The sequence below is a fragment of the Saccharopolyspora ipomoeae genome, assembly GCF_029952525.1.
GTDB classification, from domain to species: Bacteria; Actinomycetota; Actinomycetes; order Mycobacteriales; family Pseudonocardiaceae; genus Saccharopolyspora; species Saccharopolyspora ipomoeae.
Genome location: NZ_JASAOF010000033.1, coordinates 1 through 23,795 on the forward strand (window position 1 = coordinate 1; position 23,795 = coordinate 23,795).

Sequence of the window (23,795 nt, forward strand, 5' to 3'; positions counted from 1 at the left end):
GTTTTCATGAAAACTCCCCCACCCCACGAGGCCCAGGACCGGATCCGAGGGATTTGTCGACAAGTCGCCTCGTCCCCCGGGGGCCGCGGACGTCCGCGCTGGTCGCGGTCGCGGACCGGGTGTCCGGCCCAGGTGTCCGGTACGGCGGGACACGTCACTTCGGACGGTGCCGGACGGCGTGACCGCGCGTCCCGGCACGAACCCGCCCGGCAAGAACAACTAAGTTGGATCGCCGTGTACGTGCGCCATCTGCAGGTGAACGACTTCCGGTCGTGGCCCCTGGCCGATCTAGAGCTCGAACCCGGGGTCACCGTGCTGGTCGGCTCGAACGGTCAGGGCAAGACGAACCTGGTCGAGGCGGTCGGCTACGTCGCCACGCTCGGTTCGCACCGGGTCTCGAACGACGCGCCGCTGGTCCGCTACGGAGCGGGCCGGGCGGTGGTGCGGGCCGCGGTCGTGAACCACGGCCGGGAGCTGCTGGTCGAACTGGAGATCACCCCGGGCAAGGCCAACCGCGCCCGGATCAACCGAGGCGCCGCGGGCAAGCCGCGCGACGTGCTGGGAATCCTGCGCACCGTGCTGTTCGCGCCGGAGGACCTGGCGATCGTGCGCGGTGACCCGGGTGAGCGCCGCCGGTTCATGGACGACCTGCTGGTCGCGCGGGCGCCGCGCTACGCCGGTATCCGCTCCGACTACGAGCGGGTGCTCAAGCAGCGCAGCGCGCTGCTGAAGTCGGCGGGTGCCGCGCGCCGGGGCGGGGGCAAGGCGGATCTGAGCACCTTGGCGGTCTGGGACGGTCACCTCGCGCGCTTCGGCGCCGAGCTGCTGGCCGGCCGGTTGTCCCTGGTGTCGGCGCTGGCCCCGCACGTGACCGCGGCCTACGCCAACGTCGCCGCGACCGACGAGGCGAGCACGCCGTCCGGCCGGGTCGCCGACCTGCGGTACCGCAGCAGCCTGGGGGAGTCGCTGCCGGAGCGCTACGGGGTGCCCGGGGGACCGGAGATCCCGTGGGACGAGGCGGTGCCGGAGCTGGAGGCGGCGCTGCTCGCCGAGCTGGAGCGGGTCCGGCCGCAGGAGGTCGAGCGGGGCGTGTCGCTGGTCGGCCCGCACCGGGACGACCTGGACCTGCTGCTCGGCGAGCTGCCGGCGAAGGGCTACGCGAGCCACGGCGAATCGTGGTCGTTCGTGCTGGCGTTGCGGCTGGCTTCCTACCACCTGCTCACCGAGGATGGCGCGGAACCGGTGTTGATCCTGGACGACGTGTTCGCCGAGCTCGACCGGCGCAGGCGCTCCCGGCTCGCCGAGCTGGTCTCGGGAGCCGAGCAGGTCCTGGTGACGGCTGCGGTCGGGGAGGACGTCCCGCCGGAGCTCGCCGGTACCCGATTCGACGTCCGGGAAGGTGAGGTGCACCGTGCCGCCTGACGGAAACGGACGAAAAACTACACGCAGAGTGACGGCGACCACGGAGTCATCCGTGGAACTACCCACATCTGGGGATAACCCTGTGGATGGTGTGGATAACTCGAAGGCCGCTCGCGGCACCGACGGCGCCTCCTTGCCCGGGATCGAAACCCCAGGCCAGGGCGTTGACGGCGGCGAGCTGGCGGGCCCGGACCTGGCCCGCGCGGCGCTGCAGGCCGCGCGCGAGCAGTCCGCGGCCAAGCGCAAGTCGAGGGGCGCGGCGGGCAAACCGGGCAAGCTGCGCACCGCCCGCAGGCGTCGCGGCTGGACCGGCGCCGGGCCCGACGACCGGGACCCGCAGCCGCTGGGCAGGCTCGCCGCCCGCATCGCCAAGGACCAGGGATGGACCGAGCACCTCTCCGGGGGTCAGGTCTTCGCGCGGTGGAACTCGCTGGTCGGCGAGGAGATCGCCGAGCACACCAAGCCGGTGCAGCTCAAGGAGGGCGAGCTGACCGTGCAGGCGCAGTCCACGGCTTGGGCCACCCAGCTGCGGCTGCTGCAGCGGCAGATCCTCAAGCGCATCAGCGACGGGGTCGGGCGCGACGTGGTCAAGCGGATCAAGGTGCAGGGACCGGCGGCGCCGAGCTGGCGACACGGCCCGCGACACGTCTCCGGACGAGGCCCGAGGGACACCTACGGCTAGTAATCTCCGCGCTGCGCGACGTCGAGGGGCCGAACCGGGGGCCTCGGAGCGCAGGTGGGAGTCGTCGGGCGGCCGATCGGCGCGGAGAATTCCGAGCGGGTCTCCACGGCTCTCCGATGGTGGATAGATCCGAGTTCTCGACTCTGTGAGCAAGCTAGGGGCGTCCTTGCCCCACTTCTGCGGCGGGGGACCAGTAGAATCACAGTGGGTGTGACCCGACGCGCTCCCCGGTCGTGAGAGGCGAGGGGTCCGGACCGGGCCGCGCCGGGGTGCGGCGCCGGCAGCCGAGTCGCCCCGAAGTGGTCGCAGAGGTGCGCCGGAGCCGGTAACCGGGCCGGCATCGACCGATCACCGTGACAGCACAGTCGGCTTGAGGAGAAATCGAGGCCCGTGGCACCGAAGAAGAGCGAATACAACGCTTCATCCATCACCGTTCTTGAGGGCCTGGAGGCCGTCCGCAAGCGACCCGGCATGTACATCGGTTCCACCGGTGAGCGGGGTCTGCACCACCTGGTGTGGGAGGTCGTGGACAACTCGGTCGACGAGGCAATGGCCGGGTACGCGAGCAAGGTCGAGGTCACCCTGCTCGCCGACGGCGGCGTCCGGGTCACCGACGACGGCCGAGGCATCCCCGTCGACATCCACCCGGTGGAGAAGAAGCCGACCCTCGAGGTCGTGCTGACCGTGCTGCACGCGGGCGGCAAGTTCGGCGGCGACTCCTACGCCGTCTCCGGTGGTCTGCACGGCGTCGGCGTGTCGGTGGTCAACGCGCTGTCGACCGTCCTCGAAGCCGAGATCCACCGCGACGGTCACGTGTGGCGCCAGCGGTACGAGGACTCCAAGCCCGTCGCCGACGTGGAGAAGGGCGAGAAGACCTCCCGGACCGGCACCAGCATCACCTTCTGGGCCGACCCGACGATCTTCGAGACCACCACCTACAACGCCGAGACGGTCTCCCGGCGGCTGCAGGAGATGGCGTTCCTGAACAAGGGCCTGACCATCTCGCTGCGCGACGAGCGGGTGGAGGAGTCCGCGGAGGGCGAGGACGCCGAGGGCGCCCAGGCCAGGGTCAAGGAGCGGACCTTCCACTACCCGGGCGGCCTGGAGGACTTCGTCAAGCACATCAACGCGACGAAGGAGCCGATCCACAAGAAGGTCGTCGCCTTCAACGCCTCCGGCAAGGGGCACGAGCTCGAGGTCGCGCTGCAGTGGAACTCCGGCTTCAACCAGTCGGTGTACACCTTCGCGAACACGATCAACACGCACGAGGGCGGTACCCACGAGGAGGGCTTCCGGTCCGCGCTGACCCGCGTGGTCAACGCGTACGCCAAGGACAAGAAGCTGCTCAAGGAGAAGGACGGCAGCCTCACCGGTGACGACGTCCGCGAGGGTCTCGCCGCGATCGTGTCGGTGAAGGTCTCCGAGCCGCAGTTCGAGGGCCAGACCAAGACCAAGCTGGGCAACACCGAGGTCAAGTCGTTCGTGCAGACCACGGCGTTCGAGTGGCTGACCGACTGGTTCGAGCGCAACCCGGCCGACGCGAAGACGATCGTGAACAAGGCGGTGTCCTCGGCGCAGGCCCGCGTCGCGGCGCGCAAGGCCAAGGAGCTGGTCCGGCGCAAGAGCGCGATGGACATCGGCGGCCTGCCCGGCAAGCTCAAGGACTGCCAGTCCAACCAGCCCGACGAGTGCGAGCTCTACATCGTCGAGGGCGACTCCGCGGGCGGCTCGGCGAAGGAGGGCCGCGAGTCGCGCTTCCAGGCGATCCTGCCGCTCCGAGGCAAGATCATCAACGTCGAGAAGTCGCGGATCGACAAGGTCCTCAAGAACAACGAGGTCCAGGCGATCATCACCGCGCTGGGGACCGGCATCCACGACGAGTTCGACCTGTCCAAGCTGCGGTACCACAAGATCGTGCTGATGGCCGACGCCGACGTCGACGGCCAGCACATCCGGACCCTGCTGCTGACCCTGCTGTTCCGCTTCATGCGCCCGCTGATCGAGAACGGTCACGTGTTCCTCGCGCAGCCGCCGCTGTACAAGATCAAGTGGCCGCGCTCCGAGCCCGAGTACGCCTACAGCGACAAGGAGCGCGACGCGCTGCTCGCCCAGGGCGCGGCCGAGGGCCGGAAGCTGCCCAAGGACGACGGCATCCAGCGCTACAAGGGTCTCGGCGAGATGAACGCCGACGAGCTCTGGGAAACCACGATGAACCCCGAGTCCCGGCTGCTGCTGCAGGTGTCGCTGGACGACGCGGCCACCGCGGACGAGCTGTTCAGCGTGCTGATGGGCGAGGACGTCGAGGCCCGGCGCTCGTTCATCACCCGCAACGCCAAGGACGCCGGCTTCCTGGACGTGTGAGCCGCGCGCAGGTCACCCACCGAACTCTCCGAACTAGCAAGGGAAGAGCATGACGGACATCCTGCCGCCGGAGCATGGCCGGGTCGAGCCGGTCGAACTCCAGCAGGAGATGCAGAACTCCTACATCAACTACGCGATGAGCGTCATCGTCGCCCGCGCCCTGCCGGACGTGCGCGACGGTCTCAAGCCGGTGCACCGGCGCGTGCTCTACGCGATGTACGACTCGGGCTTCCGCCCGGACCGCGGGTACGTGAAGTGCTCCCGCGTCGTCGGCGACGTGATGGGCAACTACCACCCGCACGGTGACTCGGCGATCTACGACACCCTGGTCCGCCTGGCCCAGCCCTGGTCGATGCGCCACCCGCTCATCGACGGCCAGGGCAACTTCGGCTCGCCGGGCAACGACCCGGCCGCCGCCATGCGGTACACCGAGTCGCGGCTGGCCCCGTTGGCGATGCACATGCTCGCCGACATCGAAGAGGACACCGTCGACTTCTCCGACAACTACGACGGGCGCACCCAGGAACCCGACGTGCTGCCGTCGCGGTTCCCGAACCTGCTGGTCAACGGTGGTGGCGGCATCGCCGTGGGCATGGCGACCAACATCCCGCCGCACAACCTGCGCGAGGTCGCCGACGGCGTCGTCTGGGCTCTGGAGAACCCCGACGCCGACGACGAGCAGCTGCTCGAAGCGATGATGGAGCGGATCAAGGGACCGGACTTCCCGACCCGAGGTCTGGTGCTGGGCACCAACGCGATCGCCGACGCCTACCGGACCGGTCGCGGCTCCATCAAGATGCGGGCCGTCGTCGCCGTCGAGGAGGACAGCAAGGGGCGCACCACGCTGGTCGTCACCGAGCTGCCGTACCAGGTCAACCCGGACAACCTCATCGAGAACATCGCGGGGATGCACCGGGAAGGCAAGATCACCGGCATCTCCGACATCGCCGACGAGTCCAACAGCCGGCGCGGCATGCGGATCGTGATCACCCTCAAGCGGGACGCGATCCCGAAGGTGGTCCTCAACAACCTCTACAAGCACACCCAGCTGCAGACGACCTTCGGCGTCAACATGCTGGCGCTGGTCGACGGCGTGCCGCGCACGCTGCGCCTCGACCAGGTGATCCGGTACTACGTCAAGCACCAGATCGAGGTCATCGTCCGCCGGACCCGGTTCCGGCTGCGCAAGGCCGAGGAGCGGGCCCACATCCTGCGCGGTCTGGTCAAGGCGCTGGACATGCTCGACGAGGTCATCGCGCTGATCCGCCGCTCGCCGACGGTGGACGACGCGCGGACCGGCCTGATCGAGCTGCTCGACGTCGACGAGATCCAGGCCAACGCGATCCTGGAGATGCAGCTGCGCCGCCTGGCCGCCCTGGAGCGCCAGAAGATCATCGACCAGCTGGCCGAGATCGAGCGGGAGATCGAGGACCTCAAGGACATCCTCGACAAGCCCGAGCGGCAGCGGCAGATCATCCGCGACGAGCTGATGGAGATCGTCGACAAGTACGGCGACGACCGCCGCACGAAGATCGTCCCGTTCGAGGGCGAGGTCTCGATGGAGGACCTCATCGCCGACGAGGACGTGGTCGTCACGATCACCCGCACCGGCTACGCCAAGCGGACCCGCACCGACCTGTACCGGGCGCAGAAGCGCGGCGGCAAGGGCGTGCAGGGCGCGGCGCTGAAGCAGGACGACATCGTGTCGCACTTCTTCGTCTGCTCCACGCACGACTGGATCCTGTTCTTCACCAACAAGGGCCGGGTCTACCGCGCGAAGGCGTACGAGCTGCCGGAGGCCAACCGGACCGCGCGCGGTCAGCACGTGGCCAACCTGCTGGCGTTCCAGCCGGACGAGCAGATCGCCCAGGTCATGCAGATCAAGGACTACACCGCGGCGCCGTACCTGGTGCTGGCGACCAAGAACGGTCTGGTCAAGAAGTCCCGTTTGACGGACTTCGATTCCAACCGATCGGGTGGTCTTATCGGCGTGAACCTGAAGGACGAGGACGAACTCGTCGGCGCCGTGCTGTGCTCGGCCGACGACGACCTGCTGCTGGTGTCGGCGGAAGGCCAGTCGATCCGGTTCCACGCCTCCGACGAGGCGCTCCGGCCGATGGGCCGGGCGACCTCGGGCGTGCTGGGCATGCGGTTCAACTCCGGCGACGAGCTGCTCGCGATGGGCGTGTGCCGCGATGACCGGTACGTCCTGGTCGCCACCGCGGGCGGTTACGCGAAGCGGACGCCCATCGAGGACTACCCGGTCCAGGGGCGTGGCGGAAAGGGCGTGCTGACTCTCCAGTACGACCGCAAACGTGGCAGGCTTGTGGGGGCGCAGATCGTCGAGCTGGAGGACGAGCTCTACGCCATCACCTCGTCCGGCGGGGTCATCCGCACCACCGCCAAGGAGGTGCGCAAGGCCGGTCGCCAGACCAAGGGCGTCCGCCTGATGAACCTCGACGAGGGGACGACGCTGCTGGCGGTGGCGCGCAACGCCGACGAGGCAGCGGATCCGGACGCCGCGCCGGAGCCCAAGCAGGCGTGAGCCCGCGCGGGTCGCGCTGAAGAACTGAACATGCCGTGGTATCCCACGGGGCACATCGACGCCGACGATCACCGAAGGATCGCTCGTGACTAGTTCCGAGAAGCCGGAGTCCTCGGACCCGCAGCAGGATGCGGGCCGGACTTCGGTCAGCACCCAGACAGTCGACGACAAGGTCTCCACGACCGGTTCTGAGGCTGCTGCCTCTGCGGACGGGACCGAGGAGTCCGGCTCGACCGCCGAGCCCACGACCGCCGACAGCGGTGCGGGCGGGCGTGCCGACGAGCTCGACGGCACCGACTCGCCGCCGCCGTGGCAGCGCGGCACCGCGACCGCCGCGGACGACTCCGACGGCGGTGCGGAGTCGAGCAGCCTCTCGGGTTCGCTGGCGGCGGGTGCCCTCGGCGGCACCGCCGGTGCGGCCGCGTCGTCGAACAGCGGCGTGGAGGACACGCAGACGATCCCGAAGGCGGTCACCGATCAGGAGACGGTCCGCACGCAGGTCCCGCAGTCCTCGCGCACCCAGGTGTCCTACACCGGTGCCGGGGCCGGTGCGGGAGCGGGGACGCAGCAGCGCAGCACTCCCGGTACCTCCGCGCGTCGCCCCAGCCGGGGCCCGCGGCGGGCGAGCCTCCAGGTCAAGCGGCTCGACCCGTGGTCGGTGCTGAAGCTGGCCCTGGTGCTCAGCGTCGCGCTGTTCTTCGTGTGGATGATCGCCGTCGCGGTGCTCTACGGCGTGCTCGACGGCATGGGCGTCTGGGACCAGCTCAACGGCACCTTCACCGAGCTCACCCAGCCCGACGACGCGGTCAACGAGCCGCTGATCAGCGCGGGCAGGGTCTTCGGCGTCGCCTCGATCATCGGTGCGATCAACATCGTCCTGATCACCGCGCTGGCGACGGTGGCCGCGTTCATCTACAACGTGGCGGCCGACTTCGCCGGCGGCATCGAGATCACGCTGTCCGAGCGCGAGTGACTCGCTGACCGTGCCGTGGCGGCGTTTTCCGAGGTCGGAGAGCGCCGCTGCGGCACCGGCGGGACGAGGTGACCCCCCGTGACGCGGGCCGGGGAACGTCCTGTAATGTTTGCAGCACAACGAACGAGGGCCTATAGCTCAGGCGGTTAGAGCGCTTCGCTGATAACGAAGAGGTCGAAGGTTCAAGTCCTTCTAGGCCCACTCGGGAAGTTTTCCCTTCTCCACAGACTCGAACATCACTGGCATGGATGCCACGTAGGAGGCGACCGGAATGAAGAAGCTGCTCGCACTCGCCGCAGTTGCCGGAGTCGTGCTGTTCGTCGTCCGTCGCAACAAGGCCGCCAAGGCCGAGGCCGACCTCTGGCGCGAGGCCACCGCCGAGGCCTGATCCTCAGGCCGGGGGCCCTGACCTCCGCCGCCATTGGGGGACGTAGCTCAATTGGCAGAGCACCGCCTTTGCAAGGCGGGGGTTAGGGGTTCGATTCCCCTCGTCTCCACGCAGCGATTCCAACGCCCTGCTCAACGCAGGGCGTTTTCGCTTTTGACCGCTCCGTCATCATCCGGGGCCGTCAGTTCTCCGGGTCTGGTCATCGACCGGCGGTTTCGTGCTCTCGTGATGCCACTGACTTGGCACTAGTCGGTGGATGCACTCACTATTAATGCTGAGCGTGGAAAAGCCGGGCCGTCGGGCCCGGCTTCGCGGTGGTTCTGGTCAGTGGGTTGGTGGCGTTGACCTGCGGGTTTCCACCTTCTCCTGGTGGCCGTCCGTCTCCGCGGGGGCTCGGTGGCGGGGTTGCGGGGCGCCCGGGGTGTGGGCGTCCCAGGGCTCGTCCTCCGCCGTCGCCAGCGGGAGCTCCTCCGGGCGGCGGGTCAGGGCGATCGCCGCGGCGGCCGCGCCCAGGAGCATCAGCACCAGCAGCGCCCACGGCCAGCGGCGGTGCTTCTTGGCCGGGGTCGGGTCGATCCGGGCCGCCAGCTTCTTGCGGGATTCCTTCGTGCGCTTCTCCCACGCCTTGCGGGCCTGCTTGGCCTGCTTGGCGAGCTCCTTGCGGGACTTGCCGGTGGCGCGCTGGGCGATGAGCTCCTGCAGCTCCTCGGTCGAGTAGCCGCGCTGGGCGAGCTCCTGCTCAGCTCGCGCCGCCGCCTGCTTGGACAGCACCGCACCGGTCTCGCCCGCGCGCTTCGCGCCGTGGCGGGCCTGCTTGATGCCGGTGCCGACCGCCTTGCCCACGGTCTCGCCGGCCCTGGCCATCGCCTTCACTTCATCCATCGCCTGTTGACCTCCTCGGCCTGGCTGCTTCCACCAGTCGGATTTCCCGGGATGAGCTCACGCCAATCGCCCGCCCGGCTCCGAAGCGTGGGAGAGCCGGGTAAAGGGCGCGGACCCGCCCATACTGCACCCAGACACCGCAATCGGCCCGCTCGATGGCAGGATGGTCGGGTGGCTGAAGACAACGGATCGCTCGTTGGGACGAAGTTGACCGCGACCCTGCACACCTCGCAGGGCGACATCCGGATCAACCTGTTCCCCGACCAGGCGCCCAAGACCGTGAAGAACTTCGTGGGCCTCGCCGAGGGGACCCAGGAATACACGGAGCCGAACGCCAAGGGCGAACGCTCCGGGCCGTTCTACGACGGCGTGATCTTCCACCGGGTCATCGAAGGTTTCATGATCCAGACCGGTGACCCGACGGGCACCGGCCGGGGTGGCCCCGGATACCAGTTCGCGGACGAGTTCCACCCCGAGCTGCAGTTCACCAAGCCCTACCTGCTCGCGATGGCCAACGCGGGGCCGAACACCAACGGCTCGCAGTTCTTCGTGACCGTGGCGGCGACGTCGTGGCTGAACTACAAGCACACCATCTTCGGCGAGGTCGCGGACCAGGCGTCGCGCGAGGTCGTCGACACGATCGCCGGCACGGCGACCGGTCGCAACGACCGCCCGGTCAACGACATCGTCATCGAGAAGGTTTCGATCGAGCGCGGCTGACAGCGCCCGGGAAAGCAGGTCTCACCCGTGACTGTGCCACCCGGAACGACGCCCGGACCGGACGGGGCGCCGCCGCAGTTGCCGACGTGCGTGCGGCACCCCGACCGGCCGACCGGCCTGCGTTGCACCCGGTGCGAACGCCCGGCCTGCCCGGAGTGCCTGCGCGACGCCTCCGTCGGGCAGCAGTGCGTCGACTGCGTCCGCGAGGCGGGCGCGTCGGTGCGGCGGCCGGTGACGGTCGCCGGAGCGCGGCTGCGCGACAAGCCGATCCTGGTGCCGCTGCTGATCGCGGCGAACGTCGTCGCCTACGTGGCCACCGCCGTCCAGGCGGGCAACTTCGGCGCGAACTACCACTCGAACCTGTTCATCGACTACGCCCTGGTGCCGATCACGGTGGCGGGCGGTCAGTGGTGGCGGCTGGTCACCTCGGGCTTCCTGCACATCGGCGTGGTGCACCTGGTGATGAACATGCTCGCGCTGTGGGTGATCGGGCGGGACCTGGAGCTGCTGCTCGGTCGCGCGCGGTTCGCCGCGGTCTACGGGTTGTCGCTGCTCGGCGGCAGCGCCGCGGTGTTCCTGCTGGGAGCGGGCGACAGCCCGGTGGCCGGTGCGTCGGGTGCGGTCTACGGCCTGATGGGCGGTATCGCGGTCGCCGCGCTGCGGCTCAAGGTGAGCCTGCGGCCGGTGGTCACCGTGATCGCGCTGAACATCGTGGCCAGCGTGCTCATCCCCGGCATCTCGCTGCTCGGGCACATCGGCGGGCTGATCCTCGGCGCCGCGTCGACGGCCGCCCTGGTCTACGCGCCGCGCGAGCGCCGCAACCTCGTCCAGGCCGGTGCGCTGATCGGGTTGCTGGTGGTGCTGCTGGTCGTGCTGTTCGTCCGCGACACCGGCTACGGCGACCTGTCCTGCGTCGGCTCCGGCTACGAGGTCGCCTGCGGCTGACGGATCGCCTGCGCCCGAATCACCGGCGCAGGGTTCACCGGCGCAGGGCGTGCAGGGCGTCGGCCGCGGTGTAGGGGTCCTCGCCCAGGTCGAGGCGGGTGAGGACCGTGAGGTCCGGGTCCGCGTCGAGCTCCAGGCTGGCGCTGGTCAGGCCCAGCCTGCGGGTCTCCCGGACGCGGATGGTGACCTGGTCCCACGCGAAGTGCCTGCGGCCTGTCAGCGTGCGCACCGTGATGCCGGTGGCGTCGGCCTGCAGCCGGGGCCGGCAGACCGTGCCGAACAGCGACGCGGCCAGCAGCGCCAGCGCGAGCACTCCCGCGAAGAGCCGGTCGGGCGGGCTGTCGGCGAGGATCGCCCAGGTCAGCGCACCCGCGGCGAGCACCCAACCGCAGCCGACCAGGGCCGCCGGCGGTCCCCAGCGCTTCGCGTCCATCGTTGTCCACCCGCTATCGACGAGTTATCCACAGGACTTATCCCCACTGGGGACTAGTTACACACGTGTGTTTCGCTGACCGTCTGTCAAGACGGCGATGGGATGAGTGAGCTCCGAAGGGGTTCACCCCTTCGGAGCTCGTGCACGAAGCGTCGTGGTGCCCCGCGCGTCCTCGGCGCTCGAATTGCGCGTCCGGTCGACCGGCCTTACGACGCGGTCGAGGCCGGTGGAGACCGCAGGTCAGCGGGTCGGGTCAGCGCCACCGCATGGTCATCAGCAGGCCGACGATCATGAACGCGAAGCCCACGGCGAAATTCCACCCGCCCAGGTCGCTCATGAATCCGATCTTGTCGCCCGCGATGTAGTTGACGACCAGCCAGAGCAACCCGATGATCATCAGGCCGAGCATGACGGCGACGTAGATCGGGTGCGACGGGCCGACGGCCTTCGCCTTCACCGGCGTGCGGCGATCGACAGCCGGGTTGGAGTCGTCCTTCTTGCGGACCTTGGACTTCGGCATAGGTGTCCTCGCCAGGTGATGCGGCACCGCCGTCCCGCGACATCACCCGATCCAGGGGCGGCGGAACGGCTCCTCTTCCACCTACCACGTTAACGTAATCACAGCGCTGATCGAGCACCCCTCGCAAAGCCGTGACCGGAGAGGAACGTCGTGGTTTCGTCCGTGCAGAGCCCGCCCCAGTCGCCGCCGCCGGAGCGGAGCCGGGTGCACGCCGTGATCCGCGTCGTCGGCGAGCTGATGATCACCGTCGGACTGGTGCTGCTGCTGTTCGTCTTCTACGTCGTCTACGTGACCGACCTGTTCACGGCGCGGGACCAGGCCAGCGCGACGGGCCGGATGCACGACCGGTGGCAGGCCCGGCAGCTGCACCCGATCGCCGAGCCACCACCGCCCGCGCACGGCGCCGGGTTCGCCCAGCTCTACCTGCCGACGTTCGGGCCGGACTTCGACTTCACCGTCCTGGAGGGCACCGACCTCAAGACGCTCGCCCGCGGTCCCGGGCACTACGCAGGCACGGCCTGGCCTGGGGAGCAGGGCAACTTCTCGGTCGCCGGGCACCGGATCGGGCGCGGCGCGCCGTTCAACGAACTGGACGAGCTGCCCTCGTGCGCGCCGATCGTCGTGGAGACCGCGACCCACTGGTACGTCTACCGGGTGCTGCCGATGGGCGACGAGGTCGCGAGCTGGAACGGGCGCGGCGGCGACCCCCGCTGCCAGGGCGTCGCGCCGATCCCCGCGCCCTACGACCACGTCGTCGGCAGGCACGTCGTCCGGCCCGCGCAGGGCGAGGTGATCTTCCCCGTGCCCGGGGTCGACCCGGCGGCGGTCCCGCGCGAGCAGCAGACCCGGCTGATCACTCTGACCACCTGCAACCCGGAGTTCTCCGCGCGGGAGCGGCTGATCGTCCACGGCGTGCTCACCAAGCAGTACCCCAAGGTCGCAGAGCGACCCGACCTGCGACCCCCGGAACTGGAGGAGCGCTGATGTACGCGTGGATCTGGCGGCACCTGCCCGGCCCGTTCCCGGCCAAGGCGCTGATCGCGCTGGTGCTCATCGCCGCGGTCGTGGCGCTGCTGCTGTTCGTGGTGTTCCCCTGGGCCGAGCCGATCCTGCCGTTCAACGACGTCACCACCGGCTGACCGGGTAAATCCCTTGTCGGGACCGCGTACCCTGACGGGGTGCGTGTTCTGGTGGTCGACAACTACGACAGCTTCGTCTACAACCTCGTGCAGTACCTCGCGCAGCTCGGCGCCGAGTGCGTGGTGCGCCGCAACGACGCCGTCACCGACGACGACGTGGCCGCGGCCGACGGGGTGCTGCTGAGCCCCGGTCCGGGCACTCCGGACCGCGCGGGCCGGACGATGGAGCTCATCCAGCGCTGCGCCGCCGAGCGCAAGCCCGCCTTCGGCGTGTGCCTCGGGCACCAGGCGATCGGCGCTGTCTGGGGCGGCACGGTCGAGCGCGCGCCCGAGCTGCTGCACGGCAAGACCAGCGAGATCGAGCACTCGGGGGCCGGCGTGTTCGCCGGGCTGCCGCAGCCGTTCATCGCGACCCGCTACCACTCGCTGATCGTCCGCGCCGACACGATCCCGGACGACTTCGAGGTCACCGCGCGCACCGAGTCGGGCATCGTGATGGGCATGCGCCACCGCGAGCTGCCGATCGAGGGCGTGCAGTTCCACCCCGAGTCGGTGCTCACCGACGGCGGCCACCGGATGCTCGCCAACTGGATGGCCGCCGCCGGCCACCCGGTCCCGGATCACCTCGTCGACCAGCTCGAAGCCGACATGCGCAAGGTCGCGGCAGCCGCTCGCTGACCCTCCTGAACGCGGAACGGGGCGGTGGCCGCGATGGCCACCGCCCCGTTCCGCTTCGTCAGGATCAGGGGAACGGGAAGAACCCGCCCCCGTTGCCCGGCGGGTTGCTCGTGGACGAGCTGTCGTACTTGCCGACGTAGATCGTGATCGACTGGTTCTTGCTGATCTTCTGGCCGGCCTGCGGCGAGCTGCCCACGACCTTGTCGTCCTTCGAGGAGTCGCCGGTCGGCTGCTCGGACTCGCTGAGCGAACCGCTCCAGCCCGCCGCCTTCAGCGCGGCCTCGGCCTCGTCCTTCGACATGCCCTCCAGGTTCGGCATGCTGATCTGGTTGCCCTTGGAGACCACCAGCGTCACCGTCGAACCGGTCCGGGCCTTGGTGCCGCCGGAGGGGGACTGGTCGATGACCGTGTTGGCCGGCTGGTCGGAGTCGCGCTGGTCGACCTTGACCTGGAACCCGGCGCCGACGAGGAACGCCCTTGCCGTCTCCAGCTGCTGGCCGCGCAGGTCCTGGACCTCCGTCTGCGGGATCGCCTTGCCGACGACCACGTTGATCGTGGTGCCCTTGGCGACCTCCGTGCCCTTGCTGTCCCAGTCCATGATCTTGTCGACCATCGAGGAGTCGGAGGTCTCCTTCGTGTCCGGGGTCAACCCGATCTTGAGACCGACCTTCTCCAACTCCTGCTGGGCCTGGGTCATGGTCATCCCGGACAGGTCCGGGACCGGCGTCGACTCCGGACCGGTGCCCGAGCACAGCTCGATCTTGGTGCTCTCCTTGACGCCGAGCGCACCGGGCCGGGGGTTCTGCTCGACGATCGAGCCGACCTTGTCCTCGGGCGACGGGCACGAGCGCGGCAGCACCATCCAGCCCTCGGACTTGGCCTTCTCGTTCGCCGCCTGGGCGGTCATGCCCATCAGGTTCGGCACGGCCACCCGGTCCGGTTCCCCGGCACCGACCAGCATCGTCACCAGCCACGCGGCCAGCGCGAACACCGCCACGCAGGCCAGGGTGACCAGGGCGACCACGGCGTTCTTGCTGCGCCGCCGCTCCGGCGGGCCCGCCGGGTAGTCCTCGACGTCCTCCGAGCGGTGCCTGCCGGAACCGATCATCTCGGTGGCGCCGCCCTGGCCGAGCATCGCGGTGTGCTCTTCCTCCGACATGATCATCGGAGCCTTCGGGCGCTGACCGGACAGCACCCGCACCAGGTCGGCGCGCATCTCCGCCGCCGACTGGTAGCGGTTGGCCGGGTTCTTGCTCAGCGCCTTGAGCACCACCGCGTCCAGCGACGCCGGGGTCGCCGGGACGACGTCGGAGGGCTTGCGCGGCTCCTCCCGGACGTGCTGGTAGGCGACCGCGACCGGCGAGTCACCGGTGAACGGCGGCTCCCCGGTGAGCAGCTCGAAGAGCACGCAACCCGAGGCGTAGACGTCGCTCCGCGCGTCCACCGCCTCGCCGCGCGCCTGCTCCGGCGAGAGGTACTGGGCGGTGCCGATGACCGCCGCGGTCTGGGTGACCGCCGCCTGGCCGTCGTGCAGCGCACGCGCGATGCCGAAGTCCATCACCTTCACCGCGCCGGAGCGGGTGATCATGATGTTGGCCGGCTTCACGTCGCGGTGCACGATCCCGTGCCGGTGGCTGAAGTCCAACGCCGCCGAGGCGTCCGCCATGACCTCCATCGCCCGCCGGGGCGACAGCGGCCCCTCGGTCTTGACGATGTCGCGCAGCGTCCGGCCGTCGACGTACTCCATCACGATGTAGGGGAGCGGCCCGTTCTCGGAGTCCGTCTCGCCGGTGTCGTAGACCGCGACGATGGCCGGGTGGTTCAGCGCGGCCGCGTTCTGCGCCTCGCGGCGGAAGCGCAGCTGGAAGGTGGGGTCCCGGGCGAGGTCGGCACGAAGGATCTTGACCGCGACGTCTCGGCTCAGACGGGTGTCGCGGCCCTTGTGCACCTCCGACATACCGCCGTAACCGAGAGTCTCGCCGAGCTCGTAGCGGTCGGAGAGAAGTCGAGGTGAACTCATCGAATCGTCGTTCCGATCCTTGTCAACGATCGTCCCATCTCACCCGCGGGAGGCATTCCGATCATGGGTTCCTGCCGATGCGAAGTCTGTCCCAAACCGTTCGTGGAATCCAGGCTCGGGGTGGCCACCGGACCGCGTCCGGCCATGCCCAGGTCGAAGCGGGGTACCGCCCAGTAGGTGAGCAGACCGATGGCGACCAGCAACACTACCGCCAGGAGCGCGATCAGAATCCACGCGACGACCCTGGTGTTGGCGTTCGTCCGGTGAGCATTGCCACCCATCGCCCCGGCCGCGCCCGCGGTGGGCATCGGCATCGGGGCCTGCTGTTGCGCGACCTGCTGTTGTGAGACCTGGTGTTGCTGAACCGCCTGCTGCGCCGGTTGCTGCTGTGCCGGCTGTTGTTGGGCCGGCTGTTGTTGGGGCGCCTGCTGCTGCGCCGCCGGCTGCTGGGGTGGGATCACCCCGGGCGGGTAGGTGTTGCCCATCGGCGGCGAGCCCGGCGGAACCGGGTGCACCCCGGTCCCCGGCCCGGGCGCGCTCGCCGGTCGTTGCTGCTGTTGCTGCTGCGCGACCAGCGCGGACGGGGTCGGCAGCGGCCGACCCGCGCGCACCGCGGCGACCGCCGAGGCGAACTCCCCGCCGTCGGCGTAGCGCCGCCACGGGTCCTTCACCAGGGTCGCCTCGACCAGCGCCCGCACCGCCGGGGGCACGTCCGGCGGCAGCGGCGGCGCGATCTCGCGGATGTGCATCATGGCGACCGTCACCGCGTTCTCGGAGAGGAACGGCCGGTGCCCCATCAGGCACTCGTAGCCGACCACCGCCAGCGAGTACACGTCGCTGGCCGGCGTGGCGTCGCTGCCGAGCGCCTGCTCCGGCGCGATGTAGTGCGCCGTTCCCATCACCATCCCGTTGCGGGTGACCGGTGCCGCGTCGGCCGCCTTGGCGATGCCGAAGTCGGTCAGCTTCACCTTGCCCTCGGGGGTGATCAGGATGTTGCCGGGCTTGACGTCCCGGTGCACCAGGCCGCGCTCGTGCGCGGCCTGCAGCGCCTGACCCGCCTGCTCCAGCATGTCCATCACGTGATCGGTGTTGATCCGTCGTTCCCGAGCCAGGATCGCCGCGAGCGGCTCCCCCTCGACCAGCTCCATCACCAGGTAGGCGGTGTCCTCCGGACCGTCCGGGACGGCGGCGGTCTCACCGTAGTCGTGGACCGCCGCGATGCCCGGGTGGTTCAGCGACGCGGTCGTGCGGGCCTCGGTCCGGAAGCGGTGCAGGAACTCGGCGTCCCCGCACAGCTCGGCCTTGAGGACCTTGACCGCGACGGTCCGGTCCAGCCGGACGTCCACCGCCTCCCACACCTCGCCCATGCCGCCGACCGCGATGCGGCGGCCGAGGCGGTAGCGCTCGGCGAGTAACTGGCCGGTGGTCAGCACGGATCAGCCACCCCCTCGCAGACCGGCCCGGATGACCTCCCGGCCGATCGGGGCGGCCAGCGAACCGCCGGTGGCCTCGGCGCCCTCGTCACCGCCGTTCTCCACGATCACCGCGACGGCGATCGTGGGGTTCTCGGCCGGTGCGAACGCGACGTACCAGCCGTGCGGCTTGTCACCCGGGTCGCCGTGCTGCGCGGTCCCGGTCTTGGAGGCGATGTCGATACCGGTGATCTTGCCGGAGCCCTTGGTGTTCTTCTCCGACTGCAGCATCATGTCGCGGATCTTGCTCGCGATGTCGGGCGAGACGGCCTGGCTGAGCTCCTCCGGGCGGAAGGAGTCCAGCTCCTCCATGTCCGGGGCGCGGGTGGTCTTCACCAGCTGCGGCTTCATCACCTTGCCGCCGTTGGCGATCGCGGCGGCCATCATCGCGTTCTGCATCGGCGTGACGCGGACGTCGCGCTGGCCGATGCCGCTCTGGTACAGCGACGCGCCGTCGGCCATCGGACCCATGTCCGACTTGGCCACGCTCATCGGGATCTGCAGGTCCTGGCCGAAGCCGAAGGACGCCGCGGTCTCCCGCAGCTTGTCCGCGCCGACCTTGCCCGCGATCTCGGCGAACGCGGTGTTGCACGAGTGCGCCAGCGCCTGCGTCAGCGTGTCGCCCGCGCACTGCTTGCCGCCGTAGTTGGGCAGCGGCGTCGAGGACTGCGGCAGCGTGATCGAGGCGGCGTCCTGCACCTTGCTGTCCGGGTTGTACCCGTTCTCCAGCGCGGCCGCCGTGGTGATCAGCTTGAACGTCGAGCCGGGCGGGTAGATCTCGGACACCGCCCGGTTGGCCATCGGGTTGCCCTCGGCCTTCTCCAGCTCGGCCCACTGGTTGGCGACCTCGTCGTTGTCCGTGCCCGCGAGCCGGTTCGGGTCGTACGACGGGGCGTTGGCCATCGCCAGGATCTCGCCCGTCGACGGGTTCAGCGCCACGACCGAGCCCTGGTAGCCCTTGCTGGTCAGCTGGTCGTAGGCGACCTGCTGCATCTCCGGGTTGATGGTCAGCTCGACGCTGCCGCCCCGCGGGGCGTTGCCGGTGATCATGTCCGAGAACCGGCCGAACGCCATGCTGTCGTCGGTGCCGTTGAGGATCTTGTCGTCGGCCCGCTCGATGCCGTTCGACCCGTAGAAGAACGAGTAGAACCCGGTGACCGGCGCGTACAGCGGACCGTTCGGGTAGTTCCGCTGGTACTTGTAGCGGTCGTTGTCGATGGGCTTGGACGTCGCCAGCGACTGACCGGCCGCGATGATCTGCCCGCGCTCCCGGGAGAACTCCTCCAGCTGGGTGCGCGTGTTGCGGGCGTCGTCGCGGTACTCGTCGGCCTTGATGACCTGGACGTAGGTCATGTTGCCCATGAGCAGCAGGACCATCGCCATCATGGCCAGCGCCACGCGGCGCAGCGGCTTGTTCATCGAGGACGCTCCACCAGTTCCGTGTGTGCTTCGGCGATCGGCGCCTGCTTGGGCTTCGGCTTCGCCGGGGCCTGCGGGCGGCGGGCCGCGTCGGAGATCCGCAGCAGCAGAGCGATCAGCACGTAGTTGGCGAGCATCGACGAACCACCGGCCGCCAGGAACGGGGCCGTCAGACCGGTCATCGGGATCAGGCCCGTCGAACCGCCCGCCACGACGAACAGCTGCAGCGCGATGGTGAACGACAGACCGCCGGCGAACAGCTTGCCGAAGGAGTCGCGCACCGCCAGCGCGGTGCGCAGGCCGCGCATCATCAGCAGCACGTAGACCAGCAGCACGGCCATCATCCCGATCAGGCCGAGCTCCTCGCCCAGCGCCGGGATGATGAAGTCGCTGAACGACAGCGGCGTGATGTTCGGCATCCCGTTGCCCAGACCCGAACCCGGGATGCCGCCGTGCGCCATCCCGAACAGGCCGGTCCGCAGCTGGTAACCGGGGTCGGAGTCACCGTCCGGCACCCGCATCATCGGGTCCAGCCAGGTGTTGACCCGGACCTGGACGTGCGAGAACAGGTTGAAGGCGAGCACCGCGCCCGCCGCGAACAGCGACAGGCCCAGACCGACCCACACCGCGCGCTCGGTGGCGATGTAGATCATCACCAGCACGATGCCGAAGAACAGCAGCGAGGTGCCCAGGTCCTTCTCCAGCACCACGATGCCGATCGACAGCAGCCAGGCCACGAGCACCGGGCCCAGGTCGCGCGGCCGCGGCCAGTCCACGCCGAGGAACCGCTTGCCCGCCGTGGTGAACAGCTCGCGCTTGCCCACCAGGAACGACGCGAAGAAGATCAGCAGCAGGATCTTGGCGAACTCGCTCGGCTGGATCGAGATGAAGCCCAGGTTGACCCACAGCTTGGCGCCGTTGGCCTCCGAGATGCTCGACGGCAGCACACCGGGCAGCGCCAGCAGCGCCAGCCCGACGAAACCGCACGTGTAGCCGTACTGCGCGAGCGTCCGGTGATCCTTCACCAGCCACAGCACGGCGATGAACAGCGCCACGCCGGCCGTGGTGAACAGGATCTGCTTCGGCGTGTACGGCGCCCCGGGCACCGGGGCCAGGTCCAGCCGGTGCAGCATCACCAGGCCCACCCCGTTGATCAACGCCACCAGGGGCAGGATCAGCGGGTCGGCGTAGGGCGCGAAGTAGCGCACGCCGAAGTGCGCGGCACCGTAGAGCACCAGGAACGCGACACCGTAGAACAGCAGCTCGCGGGTGAGGGTCTGCTCCTGGGCGAGCTCCACCACGACCAGCGCCGCGGTGACGATGATCGCGGACAAAACGAGCATGAACAGTTCGGTGCCCCGCCGAGTGTTCACTCGGGGGGCCCCGTTGACTGCTCCGGACGTAGCGGCCGGTTCGGACATCAACTCACCGTCCGGCAGTTCACGCCCGGCTTCGGCTCCTCCGGTTGCAGCGGCGTGGCGTCCGCCGCGGACGGGTCCTGCGGCAGGGCCTGACCAGGCACCGGCGCACCCGGGGTGGGCGGCACCGACGGCTGACCCGGAGGAGGTGGTGTCGGCGCACCGGTGGTCGGCGCACCCGGCGTCGGGGAGCCCGGAACGGGCTGGCCCGGCACGGACGGGGGCACGGTCGGCACCGACGGCTCGGGGGTGGCGCACTCCGGCAGCAGCGCGGTCATCCGCAGCCGCCGCATCGCCTCCCGGGCCTCCGTGAGGCCGTTGACCTCGGTGATCCCGTTGCGCACGTCCGGACGCTGGGCTTCCTGGAGGTCGTCCAGCTTGATCGGCTGGCAGTCCTTGGCGGAGTCCGGCGGGCACGAGGTCTCGACCTGCCAGTTCAGCGCCACGCCCAGCGTGGAGCCCTGAACGCCCTGGTAGATCACGACCTCATCGGCGCTGTTCGCGCCGATGTAGTACTGGTTGAGCACCCACCAACGCCCAACCAGCGCGACAGCCGCCAACACGATGAGCACGCCGCAGGTCACCAGCAGCGACGTCAGCCAGCGCCGTTTGCGCGGCTGCTCCGCCGGAGGTGAGGTGGGCTCGAAACGCTTCGGCTGCGGCCGCGGCATGGTCACCGCGGACGCGCGCGCCGCCGACGAATCGGGTTGCGGATGCTCATCGCCATTTCCCGCCGCACCCCCCACTATGGGGGCGTCGTCGCCGAACTCGACGTCGACGACGTCGGCGATGATCACGGTCACGTTGTCCGGACCGCCACCTTTGAGCGCCAGCTCGATCATCCGGTCCGCGCACTGCTGCGGGTCCGGGATGCGCAGGGCCTCCGCCATCGTCTCGGTGCTCACCGGGCCGGTCAGGCCGTCCGAGCAGAGCAGGTAGCGGTCGCCCGCGCGCGCCTCGCGGATCGCCAGGCTCGGTTCCACCTCGTGGCCGGTCAACGCGTGCAGCAGCAGCGAGCGCTGCGGGTGGTTGGCGGCCTCCTCCTCGGTGATCCGGCCTTCGTCGATCAGCGACTGGACGAAGGTGTCGTCGTGGGTTATCTGGGTCAGCTCGCCGTCGCGGACCAGGTAGGCGCGGGAATCGCCGACGTGCACCAGACCCAGCTTGCTGCCTGCGAACAGCACAGCGGTGAGGGTGGTGCCCATCCCGTCCAGCTCCGGGTCGTTGGCCACCAGCTCGGCGATCGCGCTGTTGCCGTCCAGCACCGCGCCGCGGAGCTGTCCGAGCAGGTCGTCACCCGGTTCGTCGTCGTCCAACGGCGCCAACGCCGCGATGACGACCTTGCTGGCGACCTCACCGGCGGCATGTCCACCCATGCCGTCCGCGAGGGCGAGTAGTCGTGGGCCGGCATAGACCGAGTCCTGGTTGTTGGAGCGCACCAGGCCGCGGTCGCTGCGGGCTGCGTAGTGAAGGACGAGGGTCATGAGCGCAGCTCGATCACCGTCTTGCCGATTCTGATCGGAACGCCGAGCGGGACCTTGGTCGGCCCCGTGACCTTCGCCCGATCGAGGTATGTGCCGTTAGTGGAGCCTAGATCCTCCACGTACCAATCGGAGCCGCGAAGCGACAACCGAGCGTGCCGGGTCGACGCGTAGTCGTCGTCGAGCACCAACGTGGAGTCATCGGCTCGGCCGATCAGGATCGGCCGGCCGTCCAGGGAAATGCGCGTGCCGGCGAGAGCGCCGTGCGTCACCACCATCTGGCGGGGCGCCTTGCTCTTGCCCCGGGGCTGTTTGCCCGGGGCCCGACTCGCACCTGGCATCGGGACGCGCATCCCCGACGCGGAGTAGAGATCTGAACGAACCACGCGAAGCGCAGCCAGCACGAACAACCAGAGCAGGGCGAGGAACCCTGCTCTGGTCAGCTGAATCATCAGCTCCGGCACTTGTTGTGAACGCTCCTACTCGTAACGGGGATCGGCGATCCGCGCTCAGCCCTGCTGGGCGCGGAAGACCAGGGACGAATGCCCGACCCTGATCACGTCACCATCTGCCAACTGCCAAGTCTGCACCGGAGTGCCGTTCACCGTGGTGCCGTTTGTCGAACCGAGATCAGCCAGCATCGCGCTCTGACCATCCCAGGTGATCTCGATGTGCTTGCGCGAGACCCCCGTGTCGGGCAGCCGGAACTGGCCTTCCTGTCCGCGGCCGATGATGTTCGAGCCGTGCTGCAGCGTGTACGAGCGGTTCGAACCGTCGTCCAGGTGCAGCGTGGCGGTCATCTGACCACGCGGGCCGCCGGCCGGGTAGCCGCCGGGGGCGCTCTGCGGGTAACCGCCGCCGGGCTGGCCGTAGCCGCCCTGGTCCGGGAAACCGCCCGGGGCGCTCTGCGGGTAGGCACCGCCCGGCTGGCCGTAACCCTGGTCGAAACCGGGCTGCTGCGGGTAGCCCTGGTCGAAGCCCTGCTGCGGCTGGCCGTAGCCCTGGTCGAACCCGGGCTGTGCGTAGCCCTGGTCATAACCCTGCTGCGGCTGCCCGTAGCCCTGGTCGTAGCCGGGCTGCGGGGGCTGCCCGTAGCCCTGGTCGAAACCGGGCTGCGGGGGCTGCCCGTAACCCTGGTCGAAACCCGGCTGCTGCGGCGGCTGGCCGTATCCCTGGTCGAAACCGGGCTGCTGACCGTAACCCTGGTCGTAGCCGGGCTGCTGCGGCTGGCCGTAGCCACCCTGCTGGTCGTAGCCGGGCTGCGGGGGCTGGCCGTATCCCTGGTCGTAGCCGGGCTGCTGGCCGTAGCCGTAGTTGGGGTCCTGGCCTTGGCCGTAACCCTGGTCGTAGCCGTACTGCCCCTGCTGGTTGTACGGATCTCCCTGGGGGTAGTGGCCTGGTGGCTGGCTCATGGGTCGGTCTCCTGCGGTACGCGGTTGTGTCGGCCGTCGTGTTACGTCGGGGTCGACGGTCGAACTGATTCGAAACTGTCCCGTGTGCAGCGTCTCAGAGCGCTCCAGGGAGACTACGACGTCACCATATGTGTCCCACCCCTGCTCGGTGAGATGCTCCTGAACGCAGTCGGCGAGGAGGTCCGTCACCCGGGCCTCATCGCCGGTGAGCCGATCATGGTCCGACGGGCTCAGTTGCACAACGTAGTGGTTACAAGCGAGCAACCGTCCACCGGCAAGCTCCCTGACCTTCAGCTCGGCATCGCGCTGCAAGGCCTGGGCGACTTCCTGCGGGACTACGTTCCCGCCGAACACGCGCGCAAAGCCGTTGCCGACGATGCCTTCGATCCGGCGCTCAAAGCGCTGCACGAGGCCCACGGCAACATCCCTCCACGCGTACGACTCCTGCTGACCATCGTATCTGGGCCAACGGCCCGAGACACCGCCCAGTTCCCAACTTCCTGACCCCCCTGCGCAGACCCCTCTCAGGGCCGTGCTAATGTTCTTCTTGCCAACAGGGCAGCGGGGAAAAGCGAAAGCAGACCCCCGGTGCCCACCGGTGAAAAGCGGCAAGCTAAGCTTCTCATCGTGCCACGGGCGAGTGGCGGAATGGCAGACGCGCACGGTTCAGGTCCGTGTGTCCGAAAGGACGTGAGGGTTCAACTCCCTCCTCGCCCACTTCGAAGGCCCTCCCGGCTCATGCTTCGCCGGGAGGGCCTTCTTCGTGTTGTGTTGGGGGGTCGAACCCCCCATGCCCCCCACGGTGCGGCTGGGCTCGTTTTTCCTGGTTGTTGCGTTGGTTTCGTGCTCGGCCTGCTCACGTGATGCCCCTTCTGCTCGGCTTCG

The 23,795-nt window shown here is 69.4% G+C and carries 20 protein-coding genes, 3 tRNA genes and 1 pseudogene; 14 read left to right on the forward strand and 10 right to left on the reverse strand.

What is annotated here, in order from left to right:
• Positions 1-234 precede the first annotated feature (234 nt).
• The 8 genes and pseudogenes from recF to QFW96_RS28740 all read left to right on the forward strand — a co-directional run bounded on the left by recF (position 235) and on the right by QFW96_RS28740 (position 8,480).
• Positions 235-1,422: a DNA replication/repair protein RecF gene (gene recF, locus QFW96_RS28705; RefSeq protein ID WP_281458880.1), complete on the forward strand. Its 1,188-nt coding sequence runs from the start codon at positions 235-237 to the stop codon at positions 1,420-1,422.
• A gap of 133 nt (positions 1,423-1,555) precedes the next feature.
• Positions 1,556-2,104, forward strand: a complete 549-nt coding sequence (locus QFW96_RS28710; protein WP_281458921.1) for a DciA family protein — start codon at positions 1,556-1,558, stop codon at positions 2,102-2,104.
• A gap of 390 nt (positions 2,105-2,494) precedes the next feature.
• A complete protein-coding gene (gyrB, locus tag QFW96_RS28715) occupies positions 2,495-4,465 on the forward strand; it encodes a DNA topoisomerase (ATP-hydrolyzing) subunit B (RefSeq protein ID WP_281458881.1) in 1,971 nt (656 codons plus the stop codon).
• A 49-nt stretch (positions 4,466-4,514) separates the two neighbouring features.
• Positions 4,515-7,010, forward strand: a complete 2,496-nt coding sequence (gene gyrA, locus QFW96_RS28720; protein WP_281458882.1) for a DNA gyrase subunit A — start codon at positions 4,515-4,517, stop codon at positions 7,008-7,010.
• 85 nt (positions 7,011-7,095) lie between these two features.
• Entirely contained in the window at positions 7,096-7,983 is an 888-nt protein-coding gene (locus QFW96_RS28725) for a DUF3566 domain-containing protein (protein WP_281458883.1), read from the forward strand.
• A gap of 127 nt (positions 7,984-8,110) precedes the next feature.
• A tRNA-Ile gene (locus QFW96_RS28730) sits at positions 8,111-8,184 on the forward strand.
• Positions 8,185-8,254: 70 nt separating this feature from the next.
• Positions 8,255-8,362, forward strand: a pseudogene (locus tag QFW96_RS28735) (DLW-39 family protein); the annotation flags it as partial.
• 45 nt (positions 8,363-8,407) lie between these two features.
• Positions 8,408-8,480 (forward strand) — tRNA-Ala (locus QFW96_RS28740).
• A gap of 215 nt (positions 8,481-8,695) precedes the next feature.
• Here QFW96_RS28740 and QFW96_RS28745 read toward each other — a convergent pair.
• Positions 8,696-9,253, reverse strand: a complete 558-nt coding sequence (locus tag QFW96_RS28745; protein ID WP_281458884.1) for a hypothetical protein — start codon at positions 9,251-9,253, stop codon at positions 8,696-8,698.
• Between the two features lie 171 nt (positions 9,254-9,424).
• Here QFW96_RS28745 and QFW96_RS28750 point away from each other — a divergent pair, with 171 nt between their 5' ends.
• Together QFW96_RS28750 and QFW96_RS28755 are read left to right on the forward strand one after the other, a co-directional pair.
• Entirely contained in the window at positions 9,425-9,973 is a 549-nt protein-coding gene (locus QFW96_RS28750; protein ID WP_175548155.1) for a peptidylprolyl isomerase, read from the forward strand.
• Positions 9,974-10,000: 27 nt separating this feature from the next.
• Complete coding sequence (locus tag QFW96_RS28755; RefSeq protein WP_281458885.1) at positions 10,001-10,918, forward strand: rhomboid family intramembrane serine protease; 918 nt, start codon at positions 10,001-10,003, stop codon at positions 10,916-10,918.
• 34 nt (positions 10,919-10,952) lie between these two features.
• Here the strand turns inward: QFW96_RS28755 and QFW96_RS28760 are convergent, their stop codons facing one another.
• Together QFW96_RS28760 and crgA are read right to left on the reverse strand one after the other, a co-directional pair.
• A complete protein-coding gene (locus QFW96_RS28760; RefSeq protein WP_281458886.1) occupies positions 10,953-11,351 on the reverse strand; it encodes a PH domain-containing protein in 399 nt (132 codons plus the stop codon).
• A 253-nt stretch (positions 11,352-11,604) separates the two neighbouring features.
• Positions 11,605-11,871, reverse strand: coding sequence for a cell division protein CrgA (crgA, locus tag QFW96_RS28765; protein WP_093419552.1), 267 nt, complete (start codon positions 11,869-11,871; stop codon positions 11,605-11,607).
• A gap of 150 nt (positions 11,872-12,021) precedes the next feature.
• Here crgA and QFW96_RS28770 point away from each other — a divergent pair, with 150 nt between their 5' ends.
• From QFW96_RS28770 to QFW96_RS28780, 3 genes are read left to right on the forward strand one after another with little or no spacing between them, the layout of a single operon-like run.
• Positions 12,022-12,855: a class E sortase gene (locus tag QFW96_RS28770; protein ID WP_281458887.1), complete on the forward strand. Its 834-nt coding sequence runs from the start codon at positions 12,022-12,024 to the stop codon at positions 12,853-12,855.
• The gene (locus QFW96_RS28775; RefSeq protein WP_281458888.1) at positions 12,855-13,010 is read left to right on the forward strand and encodes a hypothetical protein; all 156 of its coding nucleotides are present in this window, start codon (positions 12,855-12,857) and stop codon (positions 13,008-13,010) included. Before QFW96_RS28770 ends, QFW96_RS28775 begins: the two co-directional genes overlap by 1 nt.
• A 39-nt stretch (positions 13,011-13,049) precedes the next feature.
• The gene (locus QFW96_RS28780) at positions 13,050-13,688 is read left to right on the forward strand and encodes an aminodeoxychorismate/anthranilate synthase component II (protein ID WP_281458889.1); all 639 of its coding nucleotides are present in this window, start codon (positions 13,050-13,052) and stop codon (positions 13,686-13,688) included.
• Between the two features lie 64 nt (positions 13,689-13,752).
• Here the strand turns inward: QFW96_RS28780 and pknB are convergent, their stop codons facing one another.
• Genes pknB through QFW96_RS28815 form a run of 7 tightly spaced genes read right to left on the reverse strand, consistent with a single transcriptional unit; the run spans position 13,753 to position 23,327 of the window.
• The gene (gene pknB / locus QFW96_RS28785) at positions 13,753-15,708 is read right to left on the reverse strand and encodes a Stk1 family PASTA domain-containing Ser/Thr kinase (RefSeq protein WP_281458890.1); all 1,956 of its coding nucleotides are present in this window, start codon (positions 15,706-15,708) and stop codon (positions 13,753-13,755) included.
• Entirely contained in the window at positions 15,705-17,141 is a 1,437-nt protein-coding gene (locus tag QFW96_RS28790; RefSeq protein ID WP_281458891.1) for a serine/threonine-protein kinase, read from the reverse strand. Before QFW96_RS28790 ends, pknB begins: the two co-directional genes overlap by 4 nt.
• 3 nt (positions 17,142-17,144) lie before the next feature.
• Positions 17,145-18,599 carry a peptidoglycan D,D-transpeptidase FtsI family protein gene (locus QFW96_RS28795; protein WP_281458892.1) on the reverse strand — a complete coding sequence of 485 codons (1,455 nt, stop codon included), beginning with the start codon at positions 18,597-18,599 and terminating at the stop codon, positions 17,145-17,147.
• A complete protein-coding gene (locus tag QFW96_RS28800; protein ID WP_281458893.1) occupies positions 18,596-20,020 on the reverse strand; it encodes an FtsW/RodA/SpoVE family cell cycle protein in 1,425 nt (474 codons plus the stop codon). Before QFW96_RS28800 ends, QFW96_RS28795 begins: the two co-directional genes overlap by 4 nt.
• Positions 20,020-21,501 carry a PP2C family serine/threonine-protein phosphatase gene (locus tag QFW96_RS28805; protein WP_281458894.1) on the reverse strand — a complete coding sequence of 494 codons (1,482 nt, stop codon included), beginning with the start codon at positions 21,499-21,501 and terminating at the stop codon, positions 20,020-20,022. The genes QFW96_RS28800 and QFW96_RS28805 overlap by 1 nt, the downstream gene beginning before the upstream one ends.
• The gene (locus tag QFW96_RS28810) at positions 21,498-21,962 is read right to left on the reverse strand and encodes an FHA domain-containing protein FhaB/FipA (protein WP_281458895.1); all 465 of its coding nucleotides are present in this window, start codon (positions 21,960-21,962) and stop codon (positions 21,498-21,500) included. Before QFW96_RS28810 ends, QFW96_RS28805 begins: the two co-directional genes overlap by 4 nt.
• Positions 21,963-22,007: 45 nt before the next feature.
• A complete protein-coding gene (locus QFW96_RS28815; RefSeq protein ID WP_281458896.1) occupies positions 22,008-23,327 on the reverse strand; it encodes an FhaA domain-containing protein in 1,320 nt (439 codons plus the stop codon).
• A gap of 217 nt (positions 23,328-23,544) precedes the next feature.
• Between QFW96_RS28815 and QFW96_RS28820 the strand changes: the two genes are divergently transcribed.
• Positions 23,545-23,627, forward strand: a tRNA-Leu gene (locus QFW96_RS28820).
• Positions 23,628-23,795 lie beyond the last annotated feature (168 nt).

Bases quoted from the DNA above. Each gene is read 5' to 3' on its own strand.
- QFW96_RS28760 (WP_281458886.1), bottom strand. From the start codon at position 11,351: ATGGACGCGAAGCGCTGGGGACCGCCGGCGGCCCTGGTCGGCTGCGGT.
- QFW96_RS28775 (WP_281458888.1), top strand. From the start codon at position 12,855: ATGTACGCGTGGATCTGGCGGCACCTGCCCGGCCCGTTCCCGGCCAAG.
- QFW96_RS28795 (WP_281458892.1), bottom strand. From the start codon at position 18,599: ATGAACAAGCCGCTGCGCCGCGTGGCGCTGGCCATGATGGCGATGGTC.
- QFW96_RS28745 (WP_281458884.1), bottom strand. From the start codon at position 9,253: ATGGATGAAGTGAAGGCGATGGCCAGGGCCGGCGAGACCGTGGGCAAG.
- pknB (WP_281458890.1), bottom strand. From the start codon at position 15,708: ATGAGTTCACCTCGACTTCTCTCCGACCGCTACGAGCTCGGCGAGACT.
- gyrA (WP_281458882.1), top strand. From the start codon at position 4,515: ATGACGGACATCCTGCCGCCGGAGCATGGCCGGGTCGAGCCGGTCGAA.
- QFW96_RS28800 (WP_281458893.1), bottom strand. From the start codon at position 20,020: ATGTCCGAACCGGCCGCTACGTCCGGAGCAGTCAACGGGGCCCCCCGA.
- QFW96_RS28805 (WP_281458894.1), bottom strand. From the start codon at position 21,501: ATGACCCTCGTCCTTCACTACGCAGCCCGCAGCGACCGCGGCCTGGTG.
- crgA (WP_093419552.1), bottom strand. From the start codon at position 11,871: ATGCCGAAGTCCAAGGTCCGCAAGAAGGACGACTCCAACCCGGCTGTC.